17 protein-coding genes, 1 tRNA gene and 1 pseudogene are annotated in these 22140 nt (G+C 72.3%); 9 read left to right on the top strand and 10 right to left on the bottom strand.

The annotated features are described in order from the left end of the window. The first annotated feature begins 4 nt into the window (after positions 1-4). Positions 5-319 carry a hypothetical protein gene (locus tag ACIGXE_RS28750; RefSeq protein WP_399751794.1) on the top strand — a complete coding sequence of 105 codons (315 nt, stop codon included), beginning with the start codon at positions 5-7 and terminating at the stop codon, positions 317-319. 206 nt (positions 320-525) lie between these two features. Here ACIGXE_RS28750 and ACIGXE_RS28755 read toward each other — a convergent pair whose 3' ends face one another. From ACIGXE_RS28755 to ligD, 8 genes are all read right to left on the bottom strand, one after another. After that, positions 526-2001: a penicillin-binding transpeptidase domain-containing protein gene (locus tag ACIGXE_RS28755; RefSeq protein WP_399751795.1), complete on the bottom strand. Its 1476-nt coding sequence runs from the start codon at positions 1999-2001 to the stop codon at positions 526-528. Between the two features lie 25 nt (positions 2002-2026). Beyond that, positions 2027-3415 (bottom strand): FtsW/RodA/SpoVE family cell cycle protein, encoded by a 1389-nt coding sequence (locus ACIGXE_RS28760; RefSeq protein ID WP_399751796.1) that lies wholly within the window; start codon positions 3413-3415, stop codon positions 2027-2029. Positions 3416-3471: 56 nt separating this feature from the next. Beyond that, positions 3472-4806 (bottom strand): ATP-binding protein, encoded by a 1335-nt coding sequence (locus ACIGXE_RS28765; RefSeq protein WP_399751797.1) that lies wholly within the window; start codon positions 4804-4806, stop codon positions 3472-3474. After that, positions 4803-5606 (bottom strand): hypothetical protein, encoded by an 804-nt coding sequence (locus tag ACIGXE_RS28770; RefSeq protein ID WP_399751798.1) that lies wholly within the window; start codon positions 5604-5606, stop codon positions 4803-4805. The genes ACIGXE_RS28765 and ACIGXE_RS28770 overlap by 4 nt, the downstream gene beginning before the upstream one ends. Positions 5607-5743: 137 nt before the next feature. Then, positions 5744-6250, bottom strand: a complete 507-nt coding sequence (locus ACIGXE_RS28775) for a class F sortase (RefSeq protein WP_399751799.1) — start codon at positions 6248-6250, stop codon at positions 5744-5746. Positions 6251-6686: 436 nt separating this feature from the next. Continuing rightward, the gene (locus ACIGXE_RS28780) at positions 6687-8780 is read right to left on the bottom strand and encodes a HEAT repeat domain-containing protein (protein WP_399751800.1); all 2094 of its coding nucleotides are present in this window, start codon (positions 8778-8780) and stop codon (positions 6687-6689) included. Between the two features lie 426 nt (positions 8781-9206). Next, positions 9207-10106 (bottom strand): DNA ligase, encoded by a 900-nt coding sequence (locus ACIGXE_RS28785; protein ID WP_399751801.1) that lies wholly within the window; start codon positions 10104-10106, stop codon positions 9207-9209. A 293-nt stretch (positions 10107-10399) separates the two neighbouring features. Beyond that, positions 10400-11311 carry a non-homologous end-joining DNA ligase gene (gene ligD, locus ACIGXE_RS28790; RefSeq protein ID WP_399751802.1) on the bottom strand — a complete coding sequence of 304 codons (912 nt, stop codon included), beginning with the start codon at positions 11309-11311 and terminating at the stop codon, positions 10400-10402. 78 nt (positions 11312-11389) lie between these two features. On the opposite strand from ligD, the gene ACIGXE_RS28795 reads away from it, so the two are divergent. The 6 genes from ACIGXE_RS28795 to ACIGXE_RS28820 all read left to right on the top strand — a co-directional run bounded on the left by ACIGXE_RS28795 (position 11390) and on the right by ACIGXE_RS28820 (position 18689). Then, positions 11390-12535 carry a Ku protein gene (locus ACIGXE_RS28795; protein ID WP_399751803.1) on the top strand — a complete coding sequence of 382 codons (1146 nt, stop codon included), beginning with the start codon at positions 11390-11392 and terminating at the stop codon, positions 12533-12535. Between the two features lie 284 nt (positions 12536-12819). Continuing rightward, positions 12820-13656 (top strand): 4'-phosphopantetheinyl transferase family protein, encoded by an 837-nt coding sequence (locus ACIGXE_RS28800; protein WP_399751804.1) that lies wholly within the window; start codon positions 12820-12822, stop codon positions 13654-13656. Positions 13657-13955: 299 nt separating this feature from the next. Continuing rightward, positions 13956-15572, top strand: coding sequence for a M4 family metallopeptidase (locus ACIGXE_RS28805; RefSeq protein WP_399751805.1), 1617 nt, complete (start codon positions 13956-13958; stop codon positions 15570-15572). Positions 15573-15997: 425 nt separating this feature from the next. After that, positions 15998-16483, top strand: a complete 486-nt coding sequence (locus tag ACIGXE_RS28810; RefSeq protein WP_399751806.1) for a hypothetical protein — start codon at positions 15998-16000, stop codon at positions 16481-16483. An 8-nt stretch (positions 16484-16491) separates the two neighbouring features. Then, complete coding sequence (locus ACIGXE_RS28815; RefSeq protein ID WP_399751808.1) at positions 16492-18003, top strand: hypothetical protein; 1512 nt, start codon at positions 16492-16494, stop codon at positions 18001-18003. After that, positions 18000-18689: a hypothetical protein gene (locus tag ACIGXE_RS28820; protein WP_399751809.1), complete on the top strand. Its 690-nt coding sequence runs from the start codon at positions 18000-18002 to the stop codon at positions 18687-18689. Before ACIGXE_RS28815 ends, ACIGXE_RS28820 begins: the two co-directional genes overlap by 4 nt. Positions 18690-18815: 126 nt before the next feature. On the opposite strand, the gene ACIGXE_RS28825 is transcribed toward ACIGXE_RS28820, so the two are convergent. Beyond that, positions 18816-19244 (bottom strand): hypothetical protein, encoded by a 429-nt coding sequence (locus tag ACIGXE_RS28825; protein WP_399751810.1) that lies wholly within the window; start codon positions 19242-19244, stop codon positions 18816-18818. Between the two features lie 670 nt (positions 19245-19914). On the opposite strand from ACIGXE_RS28825, the gene ACIGXE_RS28830 reads away from it, so the two are divergent. Next, entirely contained in the window at positions 19915-21090 is a 1176-nt protein-coding gene (locus ACIGXE_RS28830; protein ID WP_399751811.1) for a glutathione-independent formaldehyde dehydrogenase, read from the top strand. A gap of 119 nt (positions 21091-21209) precedes the next feature. Here ACIGXE_RS28830 and ACIGXE_RS28835 read toward each other — a convergent pair. Beyond that, positions 21210-21281: transfer RNA gene (locus ACIGXE_RS28835), tRNA-Arg, on the bottom strand. Between the two features lie 168 nt (positions 21282-21449). Between ACIGXE_RS28835 and ACIGXE_RS28840 the strand changes: the two are divergent. Continuing rightward, positions 21450-21845 (top strand): annotated as a pseudogene (locus ACIGXE_RS28840) (response regulator); the annotation flags it as partial. Positions 21846-22140 lie beyond the last annotated feature (295 nt).

Consider the following 22140-nt stretch of genomic DNA (forward strand, 5'->3'; position numbering starts at 1 on the left):
GACCATGACTGCTCGGAACTCCGAGGCGCTCGACGCGCTGTTGAAGATCGCCGGTGACAGCAGAGTGACGTGGCGGGCGGTGGAGATCGCCGGAAGGGGAATCTCCGCTGACGCCGCCGCGACGCTGTGGATGCTCGCCGACGGCAAGGCCTCAACGCCGGGGCTCGAACTGGCGGACATGCTTATCCGTCAAAGTGAGCTGGTGGACGACCTCCTGGGGCTCTGGGAGTCGTTCGAGCGCGACGCGACGAACTCCGCGGACTTCGAGGCCCGCCTCGATGAGATCGTCACAGCACTGGAGCGATGGCCCGCCGCTTAGCCGGCGCAAGTCGCGTCACCGATAGATGACGAGGAGCCCCGACCGGGGACAATCGGTCGGGGCTCCTCCGTTTGTCTGGGCACACCCGCCCGTTGTGGGCTCTTGCTGGAAGGCCGCCCCGGCCCCAGCTCGGCGAGGAGCGCCTGACTCGTGCCCTGCCGCCGCTCTGCCCGCTCGGCGGGGCTCGGGAAGGTGCGCCGCTGTACCTACCCCCGCCCCTCCGCCTCCAGCCGCAACCCCTCCTCCATCACCGCCCGCGCGATCGGCGCCGCGTTCCCGCCCCCGCTGATGTCCGTGCGGTTGGCCTCCGCGTCCTCGACGACCACCGCGACCGCGACGGCCGGCTGGGCGGAGTCGGAGGCCTGGGCCCAGGCGATGAACCAGGCGTAGGGGGTGCCGGTGTTGCCGAGGCCGTGCTGGGCGGTGCCGGTCTTGCCGCCGACGCGGGCGTGGGGGATGGCGGCGTTGGTGCCGGTGCCGTCCTCGACCGCGCGCACCATCAGGTCCTGGAGGCGGACCGCGGTCGAGGGGCTCATGGCCTGGCGGTAGCTGCGGCGGCCGGTCGTGTCGACGGTGGTGCCGCCCGCGGTGGTGGTGCGTTCGACGAGGTGGGGCTGGGCGATCTCGCCGTTGTTGGCGACGGCCGCGGCGACCAGGGCCATCTGGAGCGGGGTGGCCGCCGTGTCGAACTGGCCGATCGACGACAGGGCCAGCTGGTCGTCGCTCATGTCGGTGTCGAAGTTCGACTTCGCCACCCAGGACGGGATCCGCAGGCCCGTGTCGTTGAAGCCGAAGTCCTGGACCTTCTCCACCATGTCGTCCAGGCCCACCTTCACCCCCAGCCCCGCCATCACCGTGTTGCACGACCACTGGATCGCGTACGCCAGGGAGGCCTTCGCGCAGCCGGCGGCCTCGTTCGGGAGGACCTGGCGGGTGCCGGGGAGGACGAAGGGGTCCGGCGTGTCGGTCGGGGCGTCGACGTCCGTCACCACGCCCGCGTCGAGGGCGGCGGCCGCGGTCACGATCTTGAAGGTGGAGCCGGGCGGGTACGTCTGCCGGATCGCGCGGGCGAGCATCGGCTGGTGGGGGGAGGTGTTGAGGCGGTGCCAGGCGGCCTTCACCTCGCTGCCCGTACCGGACAGCACCCCCGGGTCGTACGACGGGGACGACACCAGCGCGAGGATCCGGCCGCTCGACGGCTCGATCGCCGCCACCGCCCCCCGCCTGCCGTCGAGGCCCCGGAAGGCCGCCTCCTGCATCCGCGCCCGGATCGTGGTCACCACGTCGCCGCCCGGCTGCCGGCCGCGGCTCAGGTCGTTCCACAGCGGCAGCGGCGCCAGCATCGGGTCGGTGCCCGACAGCAGGTCGTCCTCCGCGTTCTCCAGGAGCGTCGTCCCGTACGTCTGGGAGGCGTAGCCGGTCACCGGCGCGTACAACGGGCCCTTCTTGTACGTGCGTTCCCAGCGCAGCTGCTGGCCGCTGTCGCGGGAGCCGGTCACCGGGTGCCCGTCCACCAGGATCTCGCCTCGCGGCTGGCCCCAGCGGCTGATCGCGATCCGGCGGTTGGCCGGGTTGTCGTCCAGTTCGTCCGCCTGGAGGACCATGACCCGCGCCGCGTTGACGAGCAGCGCCACGAGGAGGATCAGGCACAGGGCGGCCGCTCGGCGGATGTACCGGATCATCTGGAGCCTCCCACGGCGCGTCCCCTCACTTCACGTCCTCCGCGATCGGCGCGATGACCCCCGTGTCCGCCATGTCCGGGCGCGGCGCCCGGGCCGAGTCGGAGACCCGGACGAGCAGCGCCACGATCACCCAGTTGGTGACGACGGAGGAGCCGCCCTGGGCGAGGAAGGGCATCGCCATGCCGGTGAGCGGGATCAGGCCCATCACCCCGCCCGCGATGACGAAGACCTGGAGGGCGAGGATGGAGGCCAGTCCGATGGCCAGCAGCCGGCCGAAGGGGTCCCGCAGGGCGAGACCGGCCCGGTAGCCGCGCGCCACGATCAGCGCGTAGAGCAGGAACAGGCCCGTCAGTCCGACCAGGCCCAGCTCCTCGCCGGCCGTGGCGAGGATGAAGTCCGACTTGGTGGCGAAGCCGATGAGGACCGAGTGCCCGAGGCCCAGGCCCGCACCGAGCATCCCGCCGGCCGCGAAGGCGAAGAGGGACTGCGCGAGCTGGCCCGGGCCGTCGCCGGCGCGGATCGAGGCGAACGGGTCGAGCCAGTCCTGCACCCGGCTGTGCACATGCGGTTCGAGGCTGCCGACCAGGAAGGCGCCTGCCGCGGCCAGCAGCAGGCCGACCGCGATCCAGCCGGTGCGCCCGGTCGCCACGTACAGCATGATCACGAACAGGCCGAAGAAGAGCAGCGAGGTGCCCAGGTCACGCTCCAGGACGAGCACGCCGACGCTCAGCAGCCAGATCGCCACGATCGGACCGAGGACGCGGCCGGTGGGGAACTGCAGCTTCCACACCTTGCGGCCGGTGTACGCGAGCGCGTTGCGGTTCGCGGCGAGGTACGCGGCGAAGAAGACGGCCAGCAGGATCTTCGCGAACTCCCCGGGCTGGAAGGAGAGTCCGCCGATCCGGATCCAGATCTTGGCGCCGTTCACGGCGGGGAAGAAGATCGGCAGCGTCATCAGCCCGAGCGCGGCCGCCACCGACAGATACGCGTACCGCTGCAGCACCCGGTGATCGCGCAGCAGCAGCACGACCACGATGAACAGGCCCACGCCCAGCGTCGACCACACGAGCTGGGTGGGGGCCGCCCGGTCGCCGGGCGTCTCCAGGTCGAGCCGGTAGATGAGGACCAGTCCGAGTCCGTTGAGCAGGACGGCGATCGGCAGCAGGAGCGGGTCGGCGAAGGGGGCGCGCAGCCGCACCGCGACATGCGCGAGCAGCGCGAGCAGCCCGAGCCCGGCGCCGTAGCGGGCGGCGTCCGGCGGCACGGCTCCGCTGCGGGCCAGACCGACCTCGGCATAACCGCACACGGCGATGAGCACCGCGCCGACCAGCAGCGACAGCTCCACACCACGCCGCTTCGGGACGGGCGCCCCGGACGGCGGTGCGTCCTGGGCGGCGGGGCTCGGTGCGGTCATGGACCGCAACGTAGCAAGCAGTAAGCCTTATGTCCCTTTTGTGTGACGGTGCGCCGTCAGGGCTCCCTCGACTCCGGCTCCTCCGCGTCCGCGTCCGCGCGAGGGGGAGGAGCCGGGTCCGCCAGCCGTACGTACTCCGGAAGCGTCAGGCGCGCCACCGCCCCGCCGCCCTCCTCTGCGGGCGCGTTGGCGAAGACCAGCTCCGCGCCGATCACCTCGGCCTGGCCCACCGCGATCGTCAGGCCGAGCCCGTGCCCCTTGCCGCCGCTCTCCGTGCGGAACCGCTGCGGCCCGGACGCCAGCAGGTAGTCGGGAAAGCCCGCGCCGTGGTCCCGGACCGTCACCACCGGGCCGTCCACCGTCAGGACCACCGGCGGGGCGCCGTGCTTGTGCGCGTTGGCCACCAGGTTGCCGAGCACCCGCTCCAGGCGCCGCTTGTCGGTCTCGACCGCCGCGTCCCGCACCACCCGCGTCTCCGTGCGCGCGCCCGAGGCGGCGGCCGAGGCGCGTACCACCCGCTCGGCCAGCGGCGCCAGGTCGTGCACGTCCAGGTCGACCCTCTCGGTGCCGGCGTCGAGCCGCGAGATCTCCAGCAGGTCCTCCGTCAGCCCCCGCATCGCCCTGACCCGGTCCCGTACGAGCTCCGACGGCCGCCCCTCGGGCAGCAGTTCGGCCGCGGCGGACAGGCCGGTCAGCGGAGTGCGCAGCTCGTGCGCCACGTCCGCCGTGAACCGCTGCTCGGTCTGCAGCTTGCGCTGCAGCGAGGAGGCCATGGTGTCGAGTGCCCCGGAGACCGTGGCCACCTCGTCCTGGGGTCGCGAAGGGTCCCTCGTACGGGGATCGTTGACACGCGCGTCCAGGTCGCCGGCGCTGATCCGCCGCGCCACCTGCGCGGTCGCGTGCAGCCGCCGGGTGATCCGGGTGACGGCGAAGGCGCCGACGAGCAGCGTCGCCCCGATGGCGAGGACGGAGGAGCCGAGGATCGAACGGTCGAGACCCTCGATGGTGGCGGCGCTCTGTGTGTAGTCGACCCTGACCGCCAGCGCCCGGCCGTCCGCCGGACCCGCCGCCCACATGGTCGGGCGGCCCTCGTACTCGTTCACCATCGTGCCGCTCTCGCCGCGCAGCGCGAGCGTCCGCAGCGACGCGGGCAGGCCGGGCGGGTCCACCCCGGCGAACCGGGGGAGCGGCTCGCCCGACTCGTACAGCCGGCCCACCTCGCCGAGCCGGGTCAGCGCCTTGTCACGGGAGTCCTTCACCGTCTGGCCGGCCACCGAGACGTGCACGAGGACGCCGAGCAGCGCCGCCAGTGCGCAGCACATGACGGTGATGAAGACCGCGGCCTTCCAGGTGAGGGTCGCGGTCCACGCCGGCAGGCGCGGCCGCCTCACGGCCCGACCTCGGGCGCCACGGGCGCGGGGACCGGGAGCGGGGTCGGGCTGCCCGAAGGGGCCGGGGCGGGGGTGGGGCTGACGAACGCGGGGGCCGGTACGAGCGTGGCGCCCGTGCCGGGCGGCTTCACCCGGACGATCTCGTCGCGGGCCGGCAGCATCGAACGCTGCTGCTCGTCCCACGACCAGGCGGTGCGGTACTCGTAGCCGGGGATCCCGGCAGAGCTGACCCGCATGATCAGGTCCCGGCCGGCCAGCTCGACGCTGATCACCTGGTCGACGGTCGACATGATCCGGGTCAGGCCGCCGTTCTCGGCGAGATAGACCCGCACGCCGAGCTGCTGGTCCGGCATCCGGATGCCGACGATCAGCTCGTCGCGCCCGTTGCCGGTGAGGTCGCGGTAGTACGGGGCGAGCACCGGGCACCGGGAGCGGTCCGTGCCGCACGCCTCGATCGCCCGTGCGGTCTCCTCGTACAGGCCGTCCGCGCCGGAGCGCGCGTCGGCGTGGGCGCGGACCTCCGCCTGGACGACCGCCAGCGGGTCGATCCTGTGCACGTCGTTGTCCGGGACCTCGATTCCGGCGATCCGCTCGGTGTCGGTCTCGCCGTAGTCGATCGGCGGATTGGTGGCGGGTGGCAGGTCGGGCCAGAGCCGGACGGGGCCCACGGCGTTCGGGGTACGGCCGGCGCTCTGCAAACCGCCCTGGCCGCCGCAGCCGGTGAGGACGAGCGCGAGCACGCCGAGCACCGCGACCGGCACGGCCGCGGTCACGACGAGCTGCACGAGGCGCGCTCTCACTCTCCTCCTTAGCCCTTCGAGCCCTTCGAGCCCTTCGAGCTCATCAGCCCTCCGAGCCCTCTGAGCTCTTCAGCCCTTCGAGCTTTTCAGCTCTGTAGTCCCTCGGTCCGTCGAGCCCTGGGGTTCTGCTGAGTCGTCTACCGCTTCACCAGGTCGGCGAAGACGATGATGTTGTCGGTGCGGTGACCGTCCCGGACGGGGCCGCCGCAGGTGATGAGGCGAAGCTCGGGACGGTCGGTTCTCCCGTAGACCTTATTCGTAGGGAAGTCCTTTTTGTCCACCTGTTCTATCTCGCGCACCGCGAACCGGGCCGTCGTACCGTCCGCCCGGCCCACCTCGATCACGTCCCCGGCCTTCATCCTCGCCACGTTCCGCAGCAGCGCGGGCCCGCGCTCCGTGTCGTGGTGCGCGACCATCACCGCCGCCCCGCGCTCGCCCGGCGTCACGCTGCCCGTGTACCAGCCCGGCTGCTCCGCCTGGCCGACCGACGGCACCTGGAGCTCCTGATCCGCGTCGAGCCCGAGCGGCAGCACGGGCCCGGCGTCCACGCCCGCCGAACGGATGATCAGCCGCGTCGGTTCGGCGGCCGCCATCGGCTGCGCGGCCACCCGGTGTGCCGCGGGAGCCGAGGATACGTGCGGCACGCGGACGTCCGGCACCAGGGTCGCCGCCGAACCGGCCGCACCGGCCCCGGCGCATCCCAGGAGTCCGCCCCCGACGGCAAGGGTGAGGGCGCTGCCGGCGAGGAGGCCGTGTCGGCCGCGGCGGCCGCGGGGGCGGGGGCGGGGGCGGGGCCGGCGTGGGTGGGGGTGAGGGCGGGAATGCGGAGGGGTGGCGGTGCGGCTCATGGGTGCGGGCTCCGATCCGGCGGCGACTGCTGACCGGATACGAAGCTAAATGTCCCACTTTGCGGTTCTGTAACGGTGAGCCGGAGGCGGGACGACAGAAGCCGGAGCGGAATCTGGAGCGGAGGCCGGAGCGGAATCTGGAGCGGAAGCCGGAGCGAGGCCGGAGCGGAAGCCGGAGCGGAGGCCGGAGCGGAAGCCGGAGCCGGACCCGCCCCGCCGCCCCCCGCTCCCGTCACACCCCCCGCCGCTCCATCTGCGACAACGCCGCCCGGCACAGGGTGAGGAGCTTCTCGTCGTCGTGGACGTCGTGCGAGCCGGCGCCGTCCTCGCGGGCGTTGTGGCGACGGGCACGGGCCAGCTCCGCGCGGATCGCGGGCTCCGCCGCGGCCGCCGCCGGGCCCATCTCCGCGAGGCACTCCGCCACCGCCAGCCGGGCGTGCCGGTTCTCCTCCCAGGCCGCGAGCAGCACCGGAAGCACCCGCTCGGTCTCCCCGGAGACCCGCCACAGCGCCGCCGCTGATCGCAACCGCACCCACAGGTCACGGGCCCCGAGGCCCGCCCGCAGGGCGGGAGCCGTCTCCGCGGCCGCCGGGCCGATCGCGCCCAGCGCCTGCGCCGCCGCGCACCACTCGGCGCCCGTCGTGCCCGGCCGCAGCCACCGCTCAAGGGCACCGAGGGCCTCCGCGAGCGAACCGTCCAGCGACCACACCGCCCGCGCCGCCATCGAGGAGACGGCCGCCGAGTCCGAGCCGAGCAGCCGCCGCACGTCCGGCAGCGCCTCCCGGGCCACCGGCCCGAACGCGGCGAGCGTCCGCAGACACGCCTCCCGCACCCAGTCCTGCCGGTTGGCCGGCGCCCCGCGCAGCACCCGCAGCACCTCGGGCAGCGCCTGGGCGCCCCGGACGGCCGTCAGGGCGAAGAGCAGCGGCGCCGCCCGGTCGTACAGCAGGTCGTCGAGCTCCACCTCCGCGAGCCTGCGCCGCAGCAACGGCGCGAGCGGCAGCGCGGCCGGCCCGAGCGCGTCCACGGCGTACAGCAGCTCCCGCCGGACCTCGCGCTCCTCCTCCAGCGCCCGCGCCAGCAACGGGATCGCCCGGGCGTCGCCCGAGCGCGCCAGTGCGAGCAGGGCGCCGCCCCGGCCGGCCCGCGCGCCCGGGCCCGGGAGCCCGAGCGGCCCGCCCGGCGACGTGGCCAGCCGTACGGCGAGCGCGTCCGCGGCGGGCCCGGCCAGCTCGAAGAGCCGCTCCAGGAACGACGTGGCCGCCTCACGCAGCCGGGGCTCGGGGTCGCTCAGCTGCGCCCCGACGAGGCGCACGACCTCCTCGTACCGCCCGCGCCACACCCGTATCAGGCCACCGCACAACCAGATCGCGTCCGAGCGCTGCCCCCAGTCGGGGCTGCGCAGCTGGGCCAGGATCAGCGCGGTGCGCTCCTCGACCCGGTCGTCGAGCGCGGCGTGCAGCGTGCGGAGCAGTTCCTCCGTCCAGGGGGTCGGCCGGCCCGCCGAGTGCTCCTCCAGGAGCTCGCGGACCTGTCCGATCAGGGTCGGGCAGGCCGCTCTCGGGGTCTCGGCCGGCCGGTCGGGCGGCGCGGTGCGCACCTCGTCGAGCAGGTCGGTCACCCGCTCCACCACGTCCCTCGGGATCGCCGCCGGCGCGCACCGGGCGAGCTGGGCGAGGGCCGCGAGCCGGAGCCCCGGCGCCTGCGCCGCGCGGGACAGCCAGTCCAGCCAGTCCACGGTCTGGGCGCGCAGCGACTCGTGCCGTAGCGCGATCCGGCCCACGGCGGCGACCAGGGCCAGCCGCACCTCGGTGTCACGCTCGACCGTGAGCCGTTCCCGCAGCAGGTCGAGCACCCGCGCCGGTTCGTAGTGGAGGGAGGCCAGTGCGCAGGGCGCCGCGAGCCGTACCTCGGGGTCGGGGTCGTCGACCAGGTCGAAGAAGACGTCGGCACCGGCCGCGACCGCCGCGGCGGCCATGGCGTAGTTCGCCGCCGGAATGAACTCCTCGTCCTCCGGGTCGAGTTCGTCCAGCTCCTCGTCGCCGCACAGGTCGATGCCGCCGATGCTGGTGAGTAACTCGACGATGCCGCCCCGGTCCTGGACCGTGGGGTCGGCGACGAGTTCGAGGAGGAAGGGGATGCAGGCGAGCGTCGAGTCGTACACGTCGCCCTGGTGGTGCACCGCGCCGTACATGCCGTCGAGGGCGTTCTCCCGCTCTGTGGGGTCGTCGGAGGCGAGTCCCCGCAACAGCTCCGGAACGTCGTCCGCGGGGCCGTACGCATGCCCCAACGAGGCCCAGTCGACCTCCTCGATCCCCGTCAGCATGCCAGGCCGCCTTCCCCGTGAGCGCTGTACCAGGCAGCAAGTGTGCACCAGCGCAAGGACAACAAGGACCCGCCTGCCGGACGCGACCGCGAAACCCCCGCGCGGGCGCTCGCTTTGCGCCACGCGCAGGTCCGCCGGGGGCCCCGGCCGGCCCTCGCCCCACCGCTCCAGGGCCTCCGCGACGCCCCTCCGGCCGGCCCGCACCACCGCGCGCGCACGGCGGACATGCGCACTTGTGCGCCGGAGCGCGGGGTGGGGCCCCCGCTGCGGGCACACAGGGAGTTTGTCCTGAACGGAGCGGAGGGGAGGGGGAGTCGGAATCCGGCCGAGGGGCGCGTTCGCGTACGGGGAGGGGGTGGGGCGGTGTAAGGGGAGGGGCGAGGAGGGAGGTGGTGAGGGAGCGGGGCTGGGCCGAGGACCGGCGTGTCAGGCCGCCCCGTCGCCCGCCGGACCGTCCTCCGTCAGGCCGTCGACCTCGTCCCGTACGCGAACGAACCGCGCGACGTCCTGGCGGCCCCGGATCAGCCGGAGCTCCACGGGCAGCGGATCGGTGAGCGGTCGGACGGGTCCGTGCTCCGGGTCGTTCACCGGGGCGGCGTCGAGCCGGCCCGCCGCCAGCTCGGCGACCTCGCGGGCCTGCGGTCCGGTCAGCCGTGGCGCGGTCCGCAGGGTGCGCCCGTCCGGCAGTCGTACGAGCACGGCGTGCGGGCGGTCGGGCGGCCCGAACACCCCTACGAGGAGGGCGTCTTCGGTGTCCGCGTGGCGGATCTTCCGCCAGGACCAGGTGTGGCCCGGCCGGTACGTGGAGTTCCAGGACTTCGCCACCACCCCCTCGACCCCCGCCTCGCGCAGCGCGACGAACCACTCGCGGGCGGTCTCCTCGTCGTCGGTGGCGAGCACCCGCTGGAGCGGAGGACCGGTCCCGTCGAGGGCGGCGCCGAGGAGATCCCAGCGTTCGTGGAGGGGGCGGCCGCGCAGGTCGCGGCCGGGGAGGGCGAGCAGGTCGAAGGCGATGTACGAGACGGGGATCCCGGCCCGTTCGCGTTCCCGGTGCGAGCGGAGCAGGTCGGTGAAGCTGAGCCGCCCCTCGCGGTACGCGCAGAGCTCGCCGTCGAGGACGATCCCAGGTGAAAGGGCGCCCCCGAGGTACGCGGCGATGCCGGGGAACTCGGGCGCAAGGTCGCGCCGGTTCCGGGACTGGAGGAAGACCTGGCCGCCGTCGAGGACGAAGGCGAGGGCGCGGAAGCCGTCGAGCTTGAGGGAGTACTGGAGACCGCCGGGGACGCTGCCCTGCCGGGGGAGCTCGTCGACGGCCTTCGGCCGCATCACCTCTACGGGGGGCCGCAGGACGACGTCGTCGGATTCCTCGGTGAGGCGGGAGTCGTCGCCGCTACCCCGGCTGCTCCCTCGGCCGCTTCCCCGGCCGCTTCCCCGGCCGCCTCCCCGGCTGCTCCCTCGGCCGTCGCCCCGGCCGTCGCCCCGGCCGTCGCCCCGGCCGTCGCCCCGGCCGTCGCGCCGGTCGTCGCTCCCCCCGCCACCCCGCTCGCCTCCCCGGCCGTCGCCTCGGCCGCCACCCCGGCCGCCACCCCGGCCGCCTCCCCGGTCGGCCGGCGGCGGCGTCATGGCAGGACCCCCGCCGCGTCCGGGTCGAAGAGCGGGGCGAGCATCTCGCCGTACGCCTCCAGCCGGGGCGCGATGTCGTTCATGAGGAAGGCGAGCCGACCGGGAGCGCCGGCATCGTGCGCGTGCCGCGCCTCGCCGGTCTCCTCGACCTCCTCCCAGGTGACCGGTGCGGAGACGGTCGGCAGCCGGCGGGCCCGCAGGGTGTACGGGGTGGCCGTGGTCTTCGCGGCGGCGTTCTGGCTGTGGTCGACGAAGACCTTGCCGGGCCGCAGGGCCTTCGTCATCCGGTGCACGACGAGCCGCGGCAGCTCGGCCTCCGCCTCGACGGCGAGCCGGCGCGCGTAGGCGGAGACCTGTTCGGAGGGGGCGGGGACCAGCGGGACGAGCAGGTGCAGCCCCTTGGAGCCGGAGGTCTTCGCGTACGCCGTGAGACCGTCGGCCGCGAGACGTTCCCGCAGGTGGAGGGCGACCCGGCAGCACTCGACGACGTTCGCGGGCGGCCCCGGGTCGAGGTCGAACACCAGTCGGTCGGCGACGGCGGGGGAGTCCTCGCGCCACTGGGGGGTGTGGAACTCGACGACCAGGTTCGCCGCCCACATGAGCGAGGCCAGGTCCTGGATCATCACCTGCCGGGCGCCGGGGGCGTCGGAGCGCGGCACCGGGGTGGTGTTCACCCAGGCGGGTGTGCCGGGCGGCGGGTTCTTGGTGAAGAAGAGCTGCCCGTCCGGGCCGTCCGGATACCGCAGGAAGGACACCGGGCGGTCGCGCAGATGCGGCAGGATCGCGGCCCCGACGGTGGCGTAGTAGTGCAGGAGCTCGCCCTTGGTGGTGCCGGTGGCCGGGTGGAGGATCTTGTCCAGGTTGCTGAGGGCAAGGCGCCGCCCCTCCACCTCTGTGATGGGCGTCATACGATGAGAATCCCATGATTCCGGTACATCTGGTGTGAACCTCGCGAATCCGGCATTGCCAGCGAAAGGGGATGAATCGTGCGATCCATCTGGAACGGTGCCATTTCCTTCGGGCTGGTCAGCATCCCGATCAAGCTGGTCAATGCCACCGAGAGCCGCTCGGTCTCGTTCCGGCAGATCCACGCCGAGGACGGCGGGCGCATCCGCTACAAGAAGGTGTGCGAGCTGGACGGCGAGGAGGTCACCCAGGCGGAGATCGGCAAGGCGTACGAGGACGCCGACGGGACCATGATCCCGATCACCGACGAGGACCTGGCCGCCCTGCCGCTGCCGACGGCGAAGACGATCGAGATCGTGGCCTTCGTGTCGGCCGGCGAGATCGACCCCCTCCAGATGGACGCCGCCTACTACCTCTCGGCCAACGGCGTGCCCGCCGCCAAGCCGTACACCCTGCTGCGCGAGGCGCTGAAGCGCAGCGACCGGGTGGCCGTGGCGAAGTACGCCCTGCGCGGGCGGGAGCGGCTCGGCATGCTGCGGGTCGTGGACGACGTCATCGCCATGCACGGACTGCTCTGGCCGGACGAGATCCGCGCGCCGGAGGGCGTGGCGCCCGAGACCCAGGTGACCGTACGGGAGGCCGAACTCGACCTGGCGGACGCCCTGATGGCCACCCTCGGCGAGGTCGACATCAGCACCCTGCACGACGACTACCGCGAGGCCGTCGAGGAGATGATCGCCGCGAAGGCGGAGGGCGGCGCGGGCCTCGCCCCGGCGGAGCCGCAGGCGCCCGGGGGTCAGGTCATCGACCTGATGGCGGCCCTGGAGAGCAGCGTGCGGGCGGCCAAGGAGGCCCGTGGCGAGCCGGCGGAGGCGGCGGGAGCGGCGGAGGCCGAGGAGCCGGCGGAGGCGGAGGTCAGACACCTTCGCCCCCGGAGGAAGACGGCGGCCTCGATGCCGAAGGAGACGGGCGCGAAGAAGTCCACGGCGCGGACGGCCGCCAGGAAGACGGCGGCGCCGGCCCGGAAGACGACGGCGAGAACGGCGAAGTCGACGACGACCGGGACCACGCCCGCGAAGTCGACGGCAACGAAGTCGACGGCCAAGAAGACGAGCGCGAAGAAGACGGCGGAGAAGAAGGCCACGGAGCAGAAGCCGACGGCGAAGAAGCAGCAGGCCAAGTCCCAGCCGCCGAAGAAGGCGACTCCGCGCAAGCGGTCGGCGTGACGACGGGCGGGTGGTGTCGGTCGCGGATGCCGTGAACGTCACCTCGCGAGCCCGGCGACACGGGCGCACGTGTACGGTCGAGGCCGCCCGCGGCGGTGACGAGCAGCGCTGCGAACAGTCCTGACGAACGACGATCGGCACTGCGACCAGCACGGCGATCAGCACCGCGAGCAGAGCTGCCCGCAGTCCTGCGAGCAGCGCTGCGGGCGGCACTGCGACCAGCAGCGCGAGACCGTGGACCAGCACCGCGAGCAGACCGCGGACCAGCCGGAGGACACCGAACGATGCAGGCCGACGTCTGGCTCCTGGACCTCGACGAGACGCCCGCCGCCGACGTGGCCGCCCTGCTCGCCGCGTCCGTCCGGGACACCTCCGTCCTCGACGCGCGCGAGCGCGAGCGTGCCGCCGCCTTCGTCCGCGCCGAAGACCGCGCCCTGTACACCGTGGCCCACGTCGCGCTGCGCACCGTACTCGGCGAGCTCCTCGGCGTACGCCCCGAGGACCTGACCTTCACCCGCGAGCCCTGCCCGTGCTGCGAGGCGCCGCACGGGCGCCCGGCGCTGGCCGTGACTCCCGTACCGCCGCTGCACTTCTCCCTGTCGCACACCCGCGGCCGGATCCTGATCGCGACCGCGCCGGTCCCGGTCGGCGCGGACGTCGAGCGGCGCCCGGAGCCGGCGGCCGTACGGGACCTGCTGTCCGTGCTGCATCCGGGGGAGCGGGCGGAGATCGAGGCGGCGGGGACCGAGGCGACGGGGATCGAGCCGGCGGGGGACGGGGAGGCGCGGGCCGCCGCGTTCGGGCGCATCTGGGCGCGTAAGGAGGCGTATCTGAAGGGCCTCGGTACGGGCCTGGGCCGCGCGCCGCACCTGGACTACGTGGGCGGCGAGGCGGTCGGCCGGGCGGAGGGCGCGTCGTCCGCGAACCGCCACCCCGCCGGCTGGGCGCTGTTCGACCTCCCGTGCGGCCCGGCCCACCATGGCGCGGTGGCTCTGAAGTCCCCCCGCGCGGACGCGGAGCCGCCGGCCGTTCGCGACCTCTACGTCAGCGCGCTCGTGGCGGCGGGCGCCGGCGGCGACGGGGCCGCTTCGGGCGGCACGGGCGGCACGGCACGGGCGTGAGACCCAACCACCCACCCACTTAAGGTCGTTAACCACTCAAAGTCGGGCGAAGGGGTCGGATCCGATGCCCTACCCCTGCGCTCGGACCCTCATCGGCGCCCCTACCCCACCCCCATAGGACCCCTCTACGACCCTCAAGGCGGTCAGCTCCCCGTATAGCGGACGGAGTTGGCCGCCCTTCGGACAACTGTCGGTCAAATCCTTGTTGCATACCTGTCAATCAGGGCTGCTCACTGGCACTCTCGCTCCCGCACCACCCCCCACACAGATCCCCCACGCGTAACAGCGAAGGAGCCCGCGTGACCCGCCAGCAGTCCTCGCGCCGTACCCCCCGTACCACCGCCCGAGCCGCCGCCCTCATCGCATCGGCCGCCATGGTCGTCGTCGGAGTCCAGACCGGATCCGCCAACGCCGACGCCCAGCGCGAAGCGGGCGCCACCGCGCTCGTGCTCTCCGGCAGCCAGCGCGCCGCCGCCATCCAGGAGGCGCAGACCGAAGCGGCCGGCACCGCCAAGGCCATCGGCCTCTCCGGCCAGGAGAAGCTCGTCGCCCGGGATGTCGTCAAGGACGCGGACGGCACCGTCCACACCCGCTACGAGCGCACCTACGAGGGCCTGCCGGTCCTCGGCGGCGACCTCGTCGTGCACCAGAAGAAGAACGGTGCCCGCTCCACCACCAAGGCCACCGAGGCCCGCATATCCGTGGCGAGCACCACCCCGGCCCTCGCGGCCGCCACCGTCGGCAAGTCGGCCGTCGCCTCCTCGGACGCGAAGGCCGCGACCGCCTCCTCGGCCCGCAAGGTGATCTGGGCGGCCACCGGCAAGCCGGTCCTCGCCTGGGAGACCGTCGTCACCGGCACCCAGGCCGACGGCACCCCGAGCCGCCGCCACGTCATCACGGACGCCACCAGCGGCAAGGAGCTCTTCTCCTACGAGGCCATCGAGACCGGCGTCGGCAACACGATGTACAGCGGCCAGGTGACCCTCGGCACGGCCCCGTCGTACACCCTCACGGACACCGCCCGCGGTGGCCACAAGACGTACGACCTGAACGGCGGCACGTCCGGCACGGGCACGCTCTTCACCAACTCCACCGACACGTGGGGCAACGGCCTCGCCTCCAACCGCGAGACGGCGGCCGCCGACGCCCACTACGGCGCGGCCGTCACGTGGGACTTCTACAAGAACGAGCTGGGCCGCAACGGCATCCGCGGTGACGGTGTCGCCGCGTACTCCCGCGTCCACTACGGCAACGCGTACGTGAACGCCTTCTGGGACGACAACTGCTTCTGCATGACGTACGGCGACGGCATCAGCAACACCCACCCGCTCACGTCCCTCGACGTGGCGGGCCACGAGATGTCCCACGGCCTGACCTCCTCCACCGCCAACCTCCGCTACAGCGGCGAGTCCGGCGGCCTGAACGAGGCGACCTCCGACATCTTCGGCACCTCGGTCGAGTTCTACGCGGCCAACAGCACGGACGCCGGCGACTACCTCATCGGCGAGAAGATCGACATCAACGGCAACGGCACGCCGCTCCGTTACATGGACAAGCCGAGCAAGGACGGCAAGTCCGCCGACTACTGGTCGAAGTCGGTCGGCCGCCTGAACGTCCACTACTCCTCGGGCCCGGCCAACCACTTCTTCTACCTGCTGTCCGAGGGCAGCGGCACGAAGACGGTCAACGGTGTCACCTACAACTCCCCGACCTACGACGGCTCCACCGTCACGGGCATCGGTCGCCAGAAGGCCTACAAGATCTGGTACAAGGCCCTCTCGACCTACATGACCTCGTCCACCTCCTATGCGGGCGCCCGCACGGCCACCCTCTCGGCGGCCTCCGACCTGTACGGCGCGGGCAGCGCGGAGTACAACGCGGTCGCGACCGCGTGGACGGCGATCAACGTCAAGTAACGCCCGCCGAGCGGACATTCGGGTGACGAGGCCGCCCAGGCGACCGAGGGAGGCCTCGTCTCCGGAGTCCCCGGTGCGACGCGCGGTGCCTGGCGGTACCACCTCGTAGCACCAATGCAGCACCCCGCAGTACCCGCAGTACCTGGCAACACAGGGGGGCGTCCTTCTCGTAAGGGGATGGGCGCAGCCGCTGGGGGCCGTGCCCGTCCACGTCGGACGGACACGGCCCCTTCTGCGCTGTCGGGCCCGGCCCACTGCTCGTCGGCGGGCGCGGGAACCGCGGAACGCCCCGTGCTCGACTTCCCTACGGGGTAACTCCGTTGAGGAATTGTTAGGGTCCTGAGGGCGGTGGGCCGCGGACGAGCCGGTCGTGGTCGTATCGTCCTGTCCACCGCACGCGACGACGGGGGGAAGGACGGGGGCGTATGGCCTGGGAAGAATGGGAGCGGGCCAAGGCCGCGGTGCAGGAGCGCCACGAAGCGCAGACACGGCTGAACCAGCTCGCGCCGGACGGCGGCGGCGGCGGTGGCGGTGGCGGCGGAGACGCGGATCTCGTCGTGCACCAGGACGACCTGGGGGCCGTGGGCCACGAGGCGTTCATCCTCCACGGCGAGCTGAAGAAGAAGGCCGACATCGCCGGGACGGGCGCCGACAAGAGCGGATCGGGGTCCACCATGCAGGCCGCCGCCGCGCTCAAGAGCCACCACCTGGAGCTGGGCTCGGAGCTGGCGACGACCGTCGAGGTCTGGACCTCGCAGGTGAAGCACGTCCTGCAGGCGTGCGCGCACATCTCGAACCACCTCGACTACAGCAAGAAGCTGCACGCGCAGGAGGACGAGAGGATCGCCGCCGAGCTGCGCGGCCGGACCGGCCCCGTGTCCGTGTCGGCGCTGAACGACTACTTCAAGTAGGGGTGACCATGGGCGACTTGTCGTACTCGGATCTCCTGGCCCTGGACCTCGCCAAGCTGGGTACCGCGGCGACCGACTGGAAGACGATGGCCGGCGACCTGGCGAAGCTGGCCACCGACGTCCGGGACGGACTGACCAGGAAGGCGGACGCGGCCCGCTGGCAGGGGGTCAATGCCACGGTGACCCGAGAGTTCGTCGGGAAGACGGCCAAGGAGTTCGCCGACCTCCAGATGGAGGCCGAGAGCATCGCGAGCGTCCTCGTGGACGCCCACGCCGAGCTCACGCGGTACCAGAAGCAGGCGCGGTCGCTCACCGAGTCGGCGAGCAAGGGAGACCCGTCCCACCAGCCGCCCGACCCCGGGCTCCTGGTCTTCGACGGCCCGAACGGCACGGTCCGCGTCTCCGAGGCGATGTGCACGCCGGAGGGCCCCGACCAGCGCACCAAGGACCGCATCCAGTGGTACGCGGACACGCTCACCGGCATCGTCCAGCACGCCGCCGAGGTGGACGCGGCCGCCGCACGGGCGCTCCGCAAGAGCCATGGCAACGACCCGCAGAACGCGGGGCACGCCCGCTACACGTCCCTGGACGAGGAGCAGCTGCCGCGCGCCAACGAGCTGGCCGGTCTGGGCAAGGACGCGAACCCGCAGCAGCGGGCGGAACTGCGCCGCCTGTGGGAGTCCCTGAGCCCGGAGGCGCGGGCCCAGCTGTGGCTGGCGCACAAGGACGACCTGATGGCGGCGGGCATCCTCAGCCCGACGATGCCGCAGATCGCGGCGGACGCCGGAGCGGGGAAGCACGGCTCCGAGTCGCCGGGCTTCGAGGAGTGGGCCACCGAGCAGAAGATGAGGCTGCTGGCGGAGGGCGCGGACTGGAAGGGCATGACGGACGCGTCCCGGCACATGGCGCACTATCTGAACAACAGCGGCGCTCCCATGAACCTGCCGGTCGACAAGATGATGAACGACGTGCCCGCCTTCAGGACGTACGTCGACGACATCGTCCGGATGAACCAGGACGACTGGCGCAAGCAGGCCCTGGAGGAGTTCCGGAAGAACGGTGGGAAGCCGGTCGCCTTCCCGGTCGAGGCGAAGGCGCCCGAGGGCTTCTACTTCACCAAGGAGACCGACGAGAACTGGTTCTTCGCGGTGGGCGGAGCCAACTCCAACGTCACGGGTGTGGTGACGGCGGTTCCGGACGCCAACGGCAACCCCAAGATCGGCATCGATTACCAGGCCAACGTCTGGGACCGCTACAACTGGGACGAGGGCAAGGGCGTCGAGATCGGTCCGATGAAGATCCCGGACGGACAGATGGCCAAGCTGCACCGGGTGGGACTCGCCCAGGAGTTCGACATGTCCGGCAGCAGCGGCGTCCAGCACTACGACCTGGGCTCCGCGGAGCCCAACAACGACCCGCTTCCGGGTCCCGAGGAGAGCAGGGACGGACGGATGAATCCCGGCCGAGAGCAGCAGCAGGGCCGTACGACCGGGGCTCCGAGGACGGGGGTCGTCCGATGAACGACCTCCTCCACGCGCACACCCCCCGAACCGCCGGCGCCGGCCGCTCCCCAGGCCGTGGACGCCTGGTCGCACGGGCCGCGGCCGGAGTGCTGACCGCCTCGCTCGCACTGACGGCATGCGGCGCTCAAGCCGGCGGCGCGGGCGGCGACGGCCGCACCAGCCACGGCAGCGGCCGCGAGTCCGGCCAGACGTCGGGCTCCACCTGGGCCGAGGGCATCACCCCGGAGTGGATGAGCAGGCAGATGGACCTCCCGGTGCCGGCCACGGCACAGTCGCCCAAGGCCGCGTACGAGATCACCTCCCGCTTCGACACGGGCCTGCTCACCTTCACGCTGACGAGGTCCGAGGCCGAGGCGTACCTGAAGGAGAACCCCCCGAAGGGCAGGTGGCTGGAACCCACCTCGGCCGCGACCGACACCAAGCCCCACGACTTCGCCCACCTCGGCCTCCCGGAACCGGAGACCTTCAAGGCGGGCATGCGCTACGGCTACGTTTGCCCGAGCACGAACGCCTCCAAGCCCCCCGAGACGCCCGCCGACACGTACGACACGACCGACGAACGCTGCGTCCGCCTGTACGCCCACGCCTACTCCCCGACCCGCACCCGCATCTACCTCCGCGCCCATTACGAACCGGGCATCAGCCCTCTGCCGGTCCCTCCGTCGTCGTCGACACCGCACTGAGAGAGGGCCCGCGTGACGGCCGGTGCGTGACCCGGTCCACGGCGCCGGCTCCGTGCTGACCTCCCCCGTCTGTCGCTGGCCGAAGGGGTGCCACGGCCCGGGGCGTTCACATGATTCCCGGGCTGATCACCAGGAGAACCAACCGGGAGTGACCGAGTAGACCTGCGGCGTGTAGTCGCAGGCGCGCTCACTGAACCGCTCCGCCGTCATCTTCGCCGCCCGCTGTTCGCCACCGGCGTCCACTCTGTCGGCTGCCACCACGAGGGCCAGGGCGGCCACCATGCAAGCGACAAGGAACGGACGGCGGGAGGGCCTGCCCCTCACGGCCGATGTCGCCGCGCCGACCACGGCCACCAGGAAGGCGCCTCCCACCAGTGCGACAGCCGCGAACGTGAGGTGGTTCAGGGCGGGCGACTCGTGGCACAGCACGTATTGACGGCCCGATCGGAAGCCCTGCACTCGTTCGAAGAGCGCGATCAATCCCAGCGACGAACCGAACACAAAGACGTGCCACGGCCGCACCGCAGCGCGCTGATCAGCCCCCGCACCGCTCAACGGCACACCTCCAGCAGCCATCCCGCCCAAGCCCGTGCCGCACCCTACAGAGCGGAAGTCACAGCGGCTTCGGCCGGGAGGCCGCAAACCACGGCGGACGAGTCGCGCAGGGAGTCGTCCAATGGTTACGCCAAGGCCGAGGAAGCGGCGAAGGAAGCTGCTGCTCAGGCGGTGAAGGCCGGAGCGCGCGGTACGGACCTCAGCGCGACCGATGGCGAAGGACCTGGCGGGTGTCGCCTCCGTGGTTCACGGCCACTGTGCGCCGGTACTCCGCATCCTACGAACGGGACTGGAGCACCTGGGAGGGTATCGGAGGGACTCCCCTTGCCGTGGGGGAGCGGGGACTGATCTGGGACCGCGGGGCGCTCTGCGGCCGGGGGCCGTTCCACCCCCGGCGGCCGGCTGGATGCGAAGAAAGCCGCTGATCGATCGGGGAACGGCTGTTTCCCGTCGGAGGCCGACGGGCACCCGCACGGCACGCCGCCGGGCGACGAAGCTCCGCCTGCCGGGCCGGTGGCGGGCACCACCGTTCCATCTGACCCGGGTGGACGGCCTGTAGAGGCGTGCCGGAGCCACGCACCCCTTCGTAGCGACTTCCGGGAGTCAGGCTCTTGGCGCCGTCTCATCACCGCCGTGCCGCGGTCATGCCGCGACACCAAGGGAAGTCATCATGAAAGCAGCGGTATATGAAGGACCGCGAACGGTCACGGTGAAGGACGTACCGGACGCGAAGATCGAACACCCCTGCGACATCATCGTCAAGATCACCACCACCAACATCTGCGGTTCGGACCTGCACATGTACGAGGGCCGCACCTCGTTCGAGTCCGGCCGCGCCATGGGACACGAGAACATGGGCCAGGTCGTGGAGGTCGGCTCGGCCGTTCGCAAGGTCCAGGTCGGCGAGTACGTGGTCCTGCCCTTCAACATCGCCTGCGGCTTCTGCAAGCAGTGCGAGCAGGGTCTGACCAACTACTGCCTGACCATGCAGCCGGAACCCGCCCTCGCGGGAGCCGCCTACGGATTCGCCGACATGGGGCCCTACCAGGGCGGCCAGGCGGAGCTGCTGCGCGTGCCCTACGGCGACTTCAACGCGCTGCGTCTGGGCGAGGACGCCGCCGAGCGGCAGACCGACTACGTGATGCTCGCCGACATCTTCCCCACCGGCTATCACGCCACCGAGATGGCCCACGTGAAGCCGGGCGACCAGACCATCGTCTTCGGGGCCGGCCCCGTCGGGCTGATGGCGACCTACTCCGCCCTCCTCAAGGGCGCCGGCCGCGTGTGGACGGCGGACCACCACCCCGACCGGCTGCGCAAGGCGGAGGAGATCGGCGCCATCCCGATCAACACCGCCGAGCAGGACCCGTCGGAGGTCGTCAAGGAGGCCACCCTCGGTCTGGGCGCCGACAACGGCTGCGAATGCGTCGGCTACCAGGCGCACGACCCCCAGGGACACGAGGACGCCAGCCTCACGCTCAACGGCCTGATCGACTCGGTCAGGTTCACCGGCGACATCGGCGTGGTGGGCGTGTTCCTGCCCCAGGATCCCGGCGGCGCGGAAGCCCAGGGTGAGCTGGAGGCCCAGGGCAAGGTCCCGATCGACTTCGGGATGATGTGGTTCAAGGGACAGCACATGGGGACCGGACAGGCGCCGGTGAAGAAGTACAACCGGGCGCTGCGGGACCTGATCGCCGGCGAGAGGGCGAAGCCGAGCTTCGTCGTCTCCCACGAACTCGGCCTGGACGAGGCCCCCACCGCCTACGAGCACTTCGACGCCCGTGACGAGGGCTGGACCAAGGTGGTCCTGCATCCCGACGGACACGGCAACGGCCACAAGAAGTAAGGAACCCGGAGCAGCTCGAGACCCTCGGCACTGCGGACGACTCTCGTCCCGCACAAACAACAAGACCCCGTCCTCAGCGTTTCCGCTGATGGCGGGGTCTTTTGGCACTTCCTGCGAAGTGCCCCCGGCAGGATTCGAACCTGCGCACACGGCTCCGGAGGCCGTTGCTCTATCCCCTGAGCTACGGGGGCGTCCGCCGCGTTCGGCGGCGACGGGTAGAACCCTACCAGCTCTGTGCGGGTGCCTGTGAACAGGTATTTCCGTCGAGTCACCATGGGGGTGTTCGCTCGCACGGGTCGGAAGTGGGCAAAACCCGGACGCAGCCTCAGCCCGAGACCTACTCTCGAGGTGTGTCAGGCATGCCCGGGCGGGTGCTGGTCGTCGATGACAACCGCGTGATCCGCCAGCTGATCAGGGTCAATCTCGAGCTCGAGGGGTTCGAGGTGGTGACCGCGGCCGATGGTGCCGAGTGTCTGGATGTGGTGCATGAGGTCTGTCCTGATGTCGTCACTCTCGACGTCGTCATGCCCCGGCTGGACGGGCTGAAGACCGCCGCGCGGCTGCGGTCCGACCCGCGGACCAGCCATGTGCCCGTGGCGATCATCAGTGCCTGCACCGAGTACGAGACGGACGGCGGGGGAGTCGGAGTCGACGCGTTCCTCGCCAAGCCCTTCGAGCCGGCCGAGCTCGTGCGGGTCGTGCGTCAGCTCCTGCACCGTGAGCGGCGCGGGCGCCGCGACGGGGCCGCCGGTCAGGACGCCGGTGAGGAGCCGCCCGCAGAGGACCGCGGCGTGGACGGCCAGGGGAGTCGCAAGAAGGTGAGCGGCAAGAAGGTGAGCCGCCAGGTGCCGGGGCAGGAGGGCGGCAGGCCAGGGGCCGGGAGTGCCGCCGGTGGGGGCGTTCCCCGGCGGAACACCTGAGGGGCCGCTTCACCAAGCGCTCAGTGGGGGCGCTTTCACCGGGGGCGTTCCTCGGCGGAACACCTGAGGGGCTGCTTCACGGAGTGCTCAGTGGTGGCGTTCCCGGCGGAACACCTGAGGGGCCGCTTCA

It is taken from the genome of Streptomyces sp. NPDC053431 (assembly GCF_044544925.1).
In the GTDB taxonomy this organism is placed as follows: domain Bacteria; phylum Actinomycetota; class Actinomycetes; order Streptomycetales; family Streptomycetaceae; genus Streptomyces.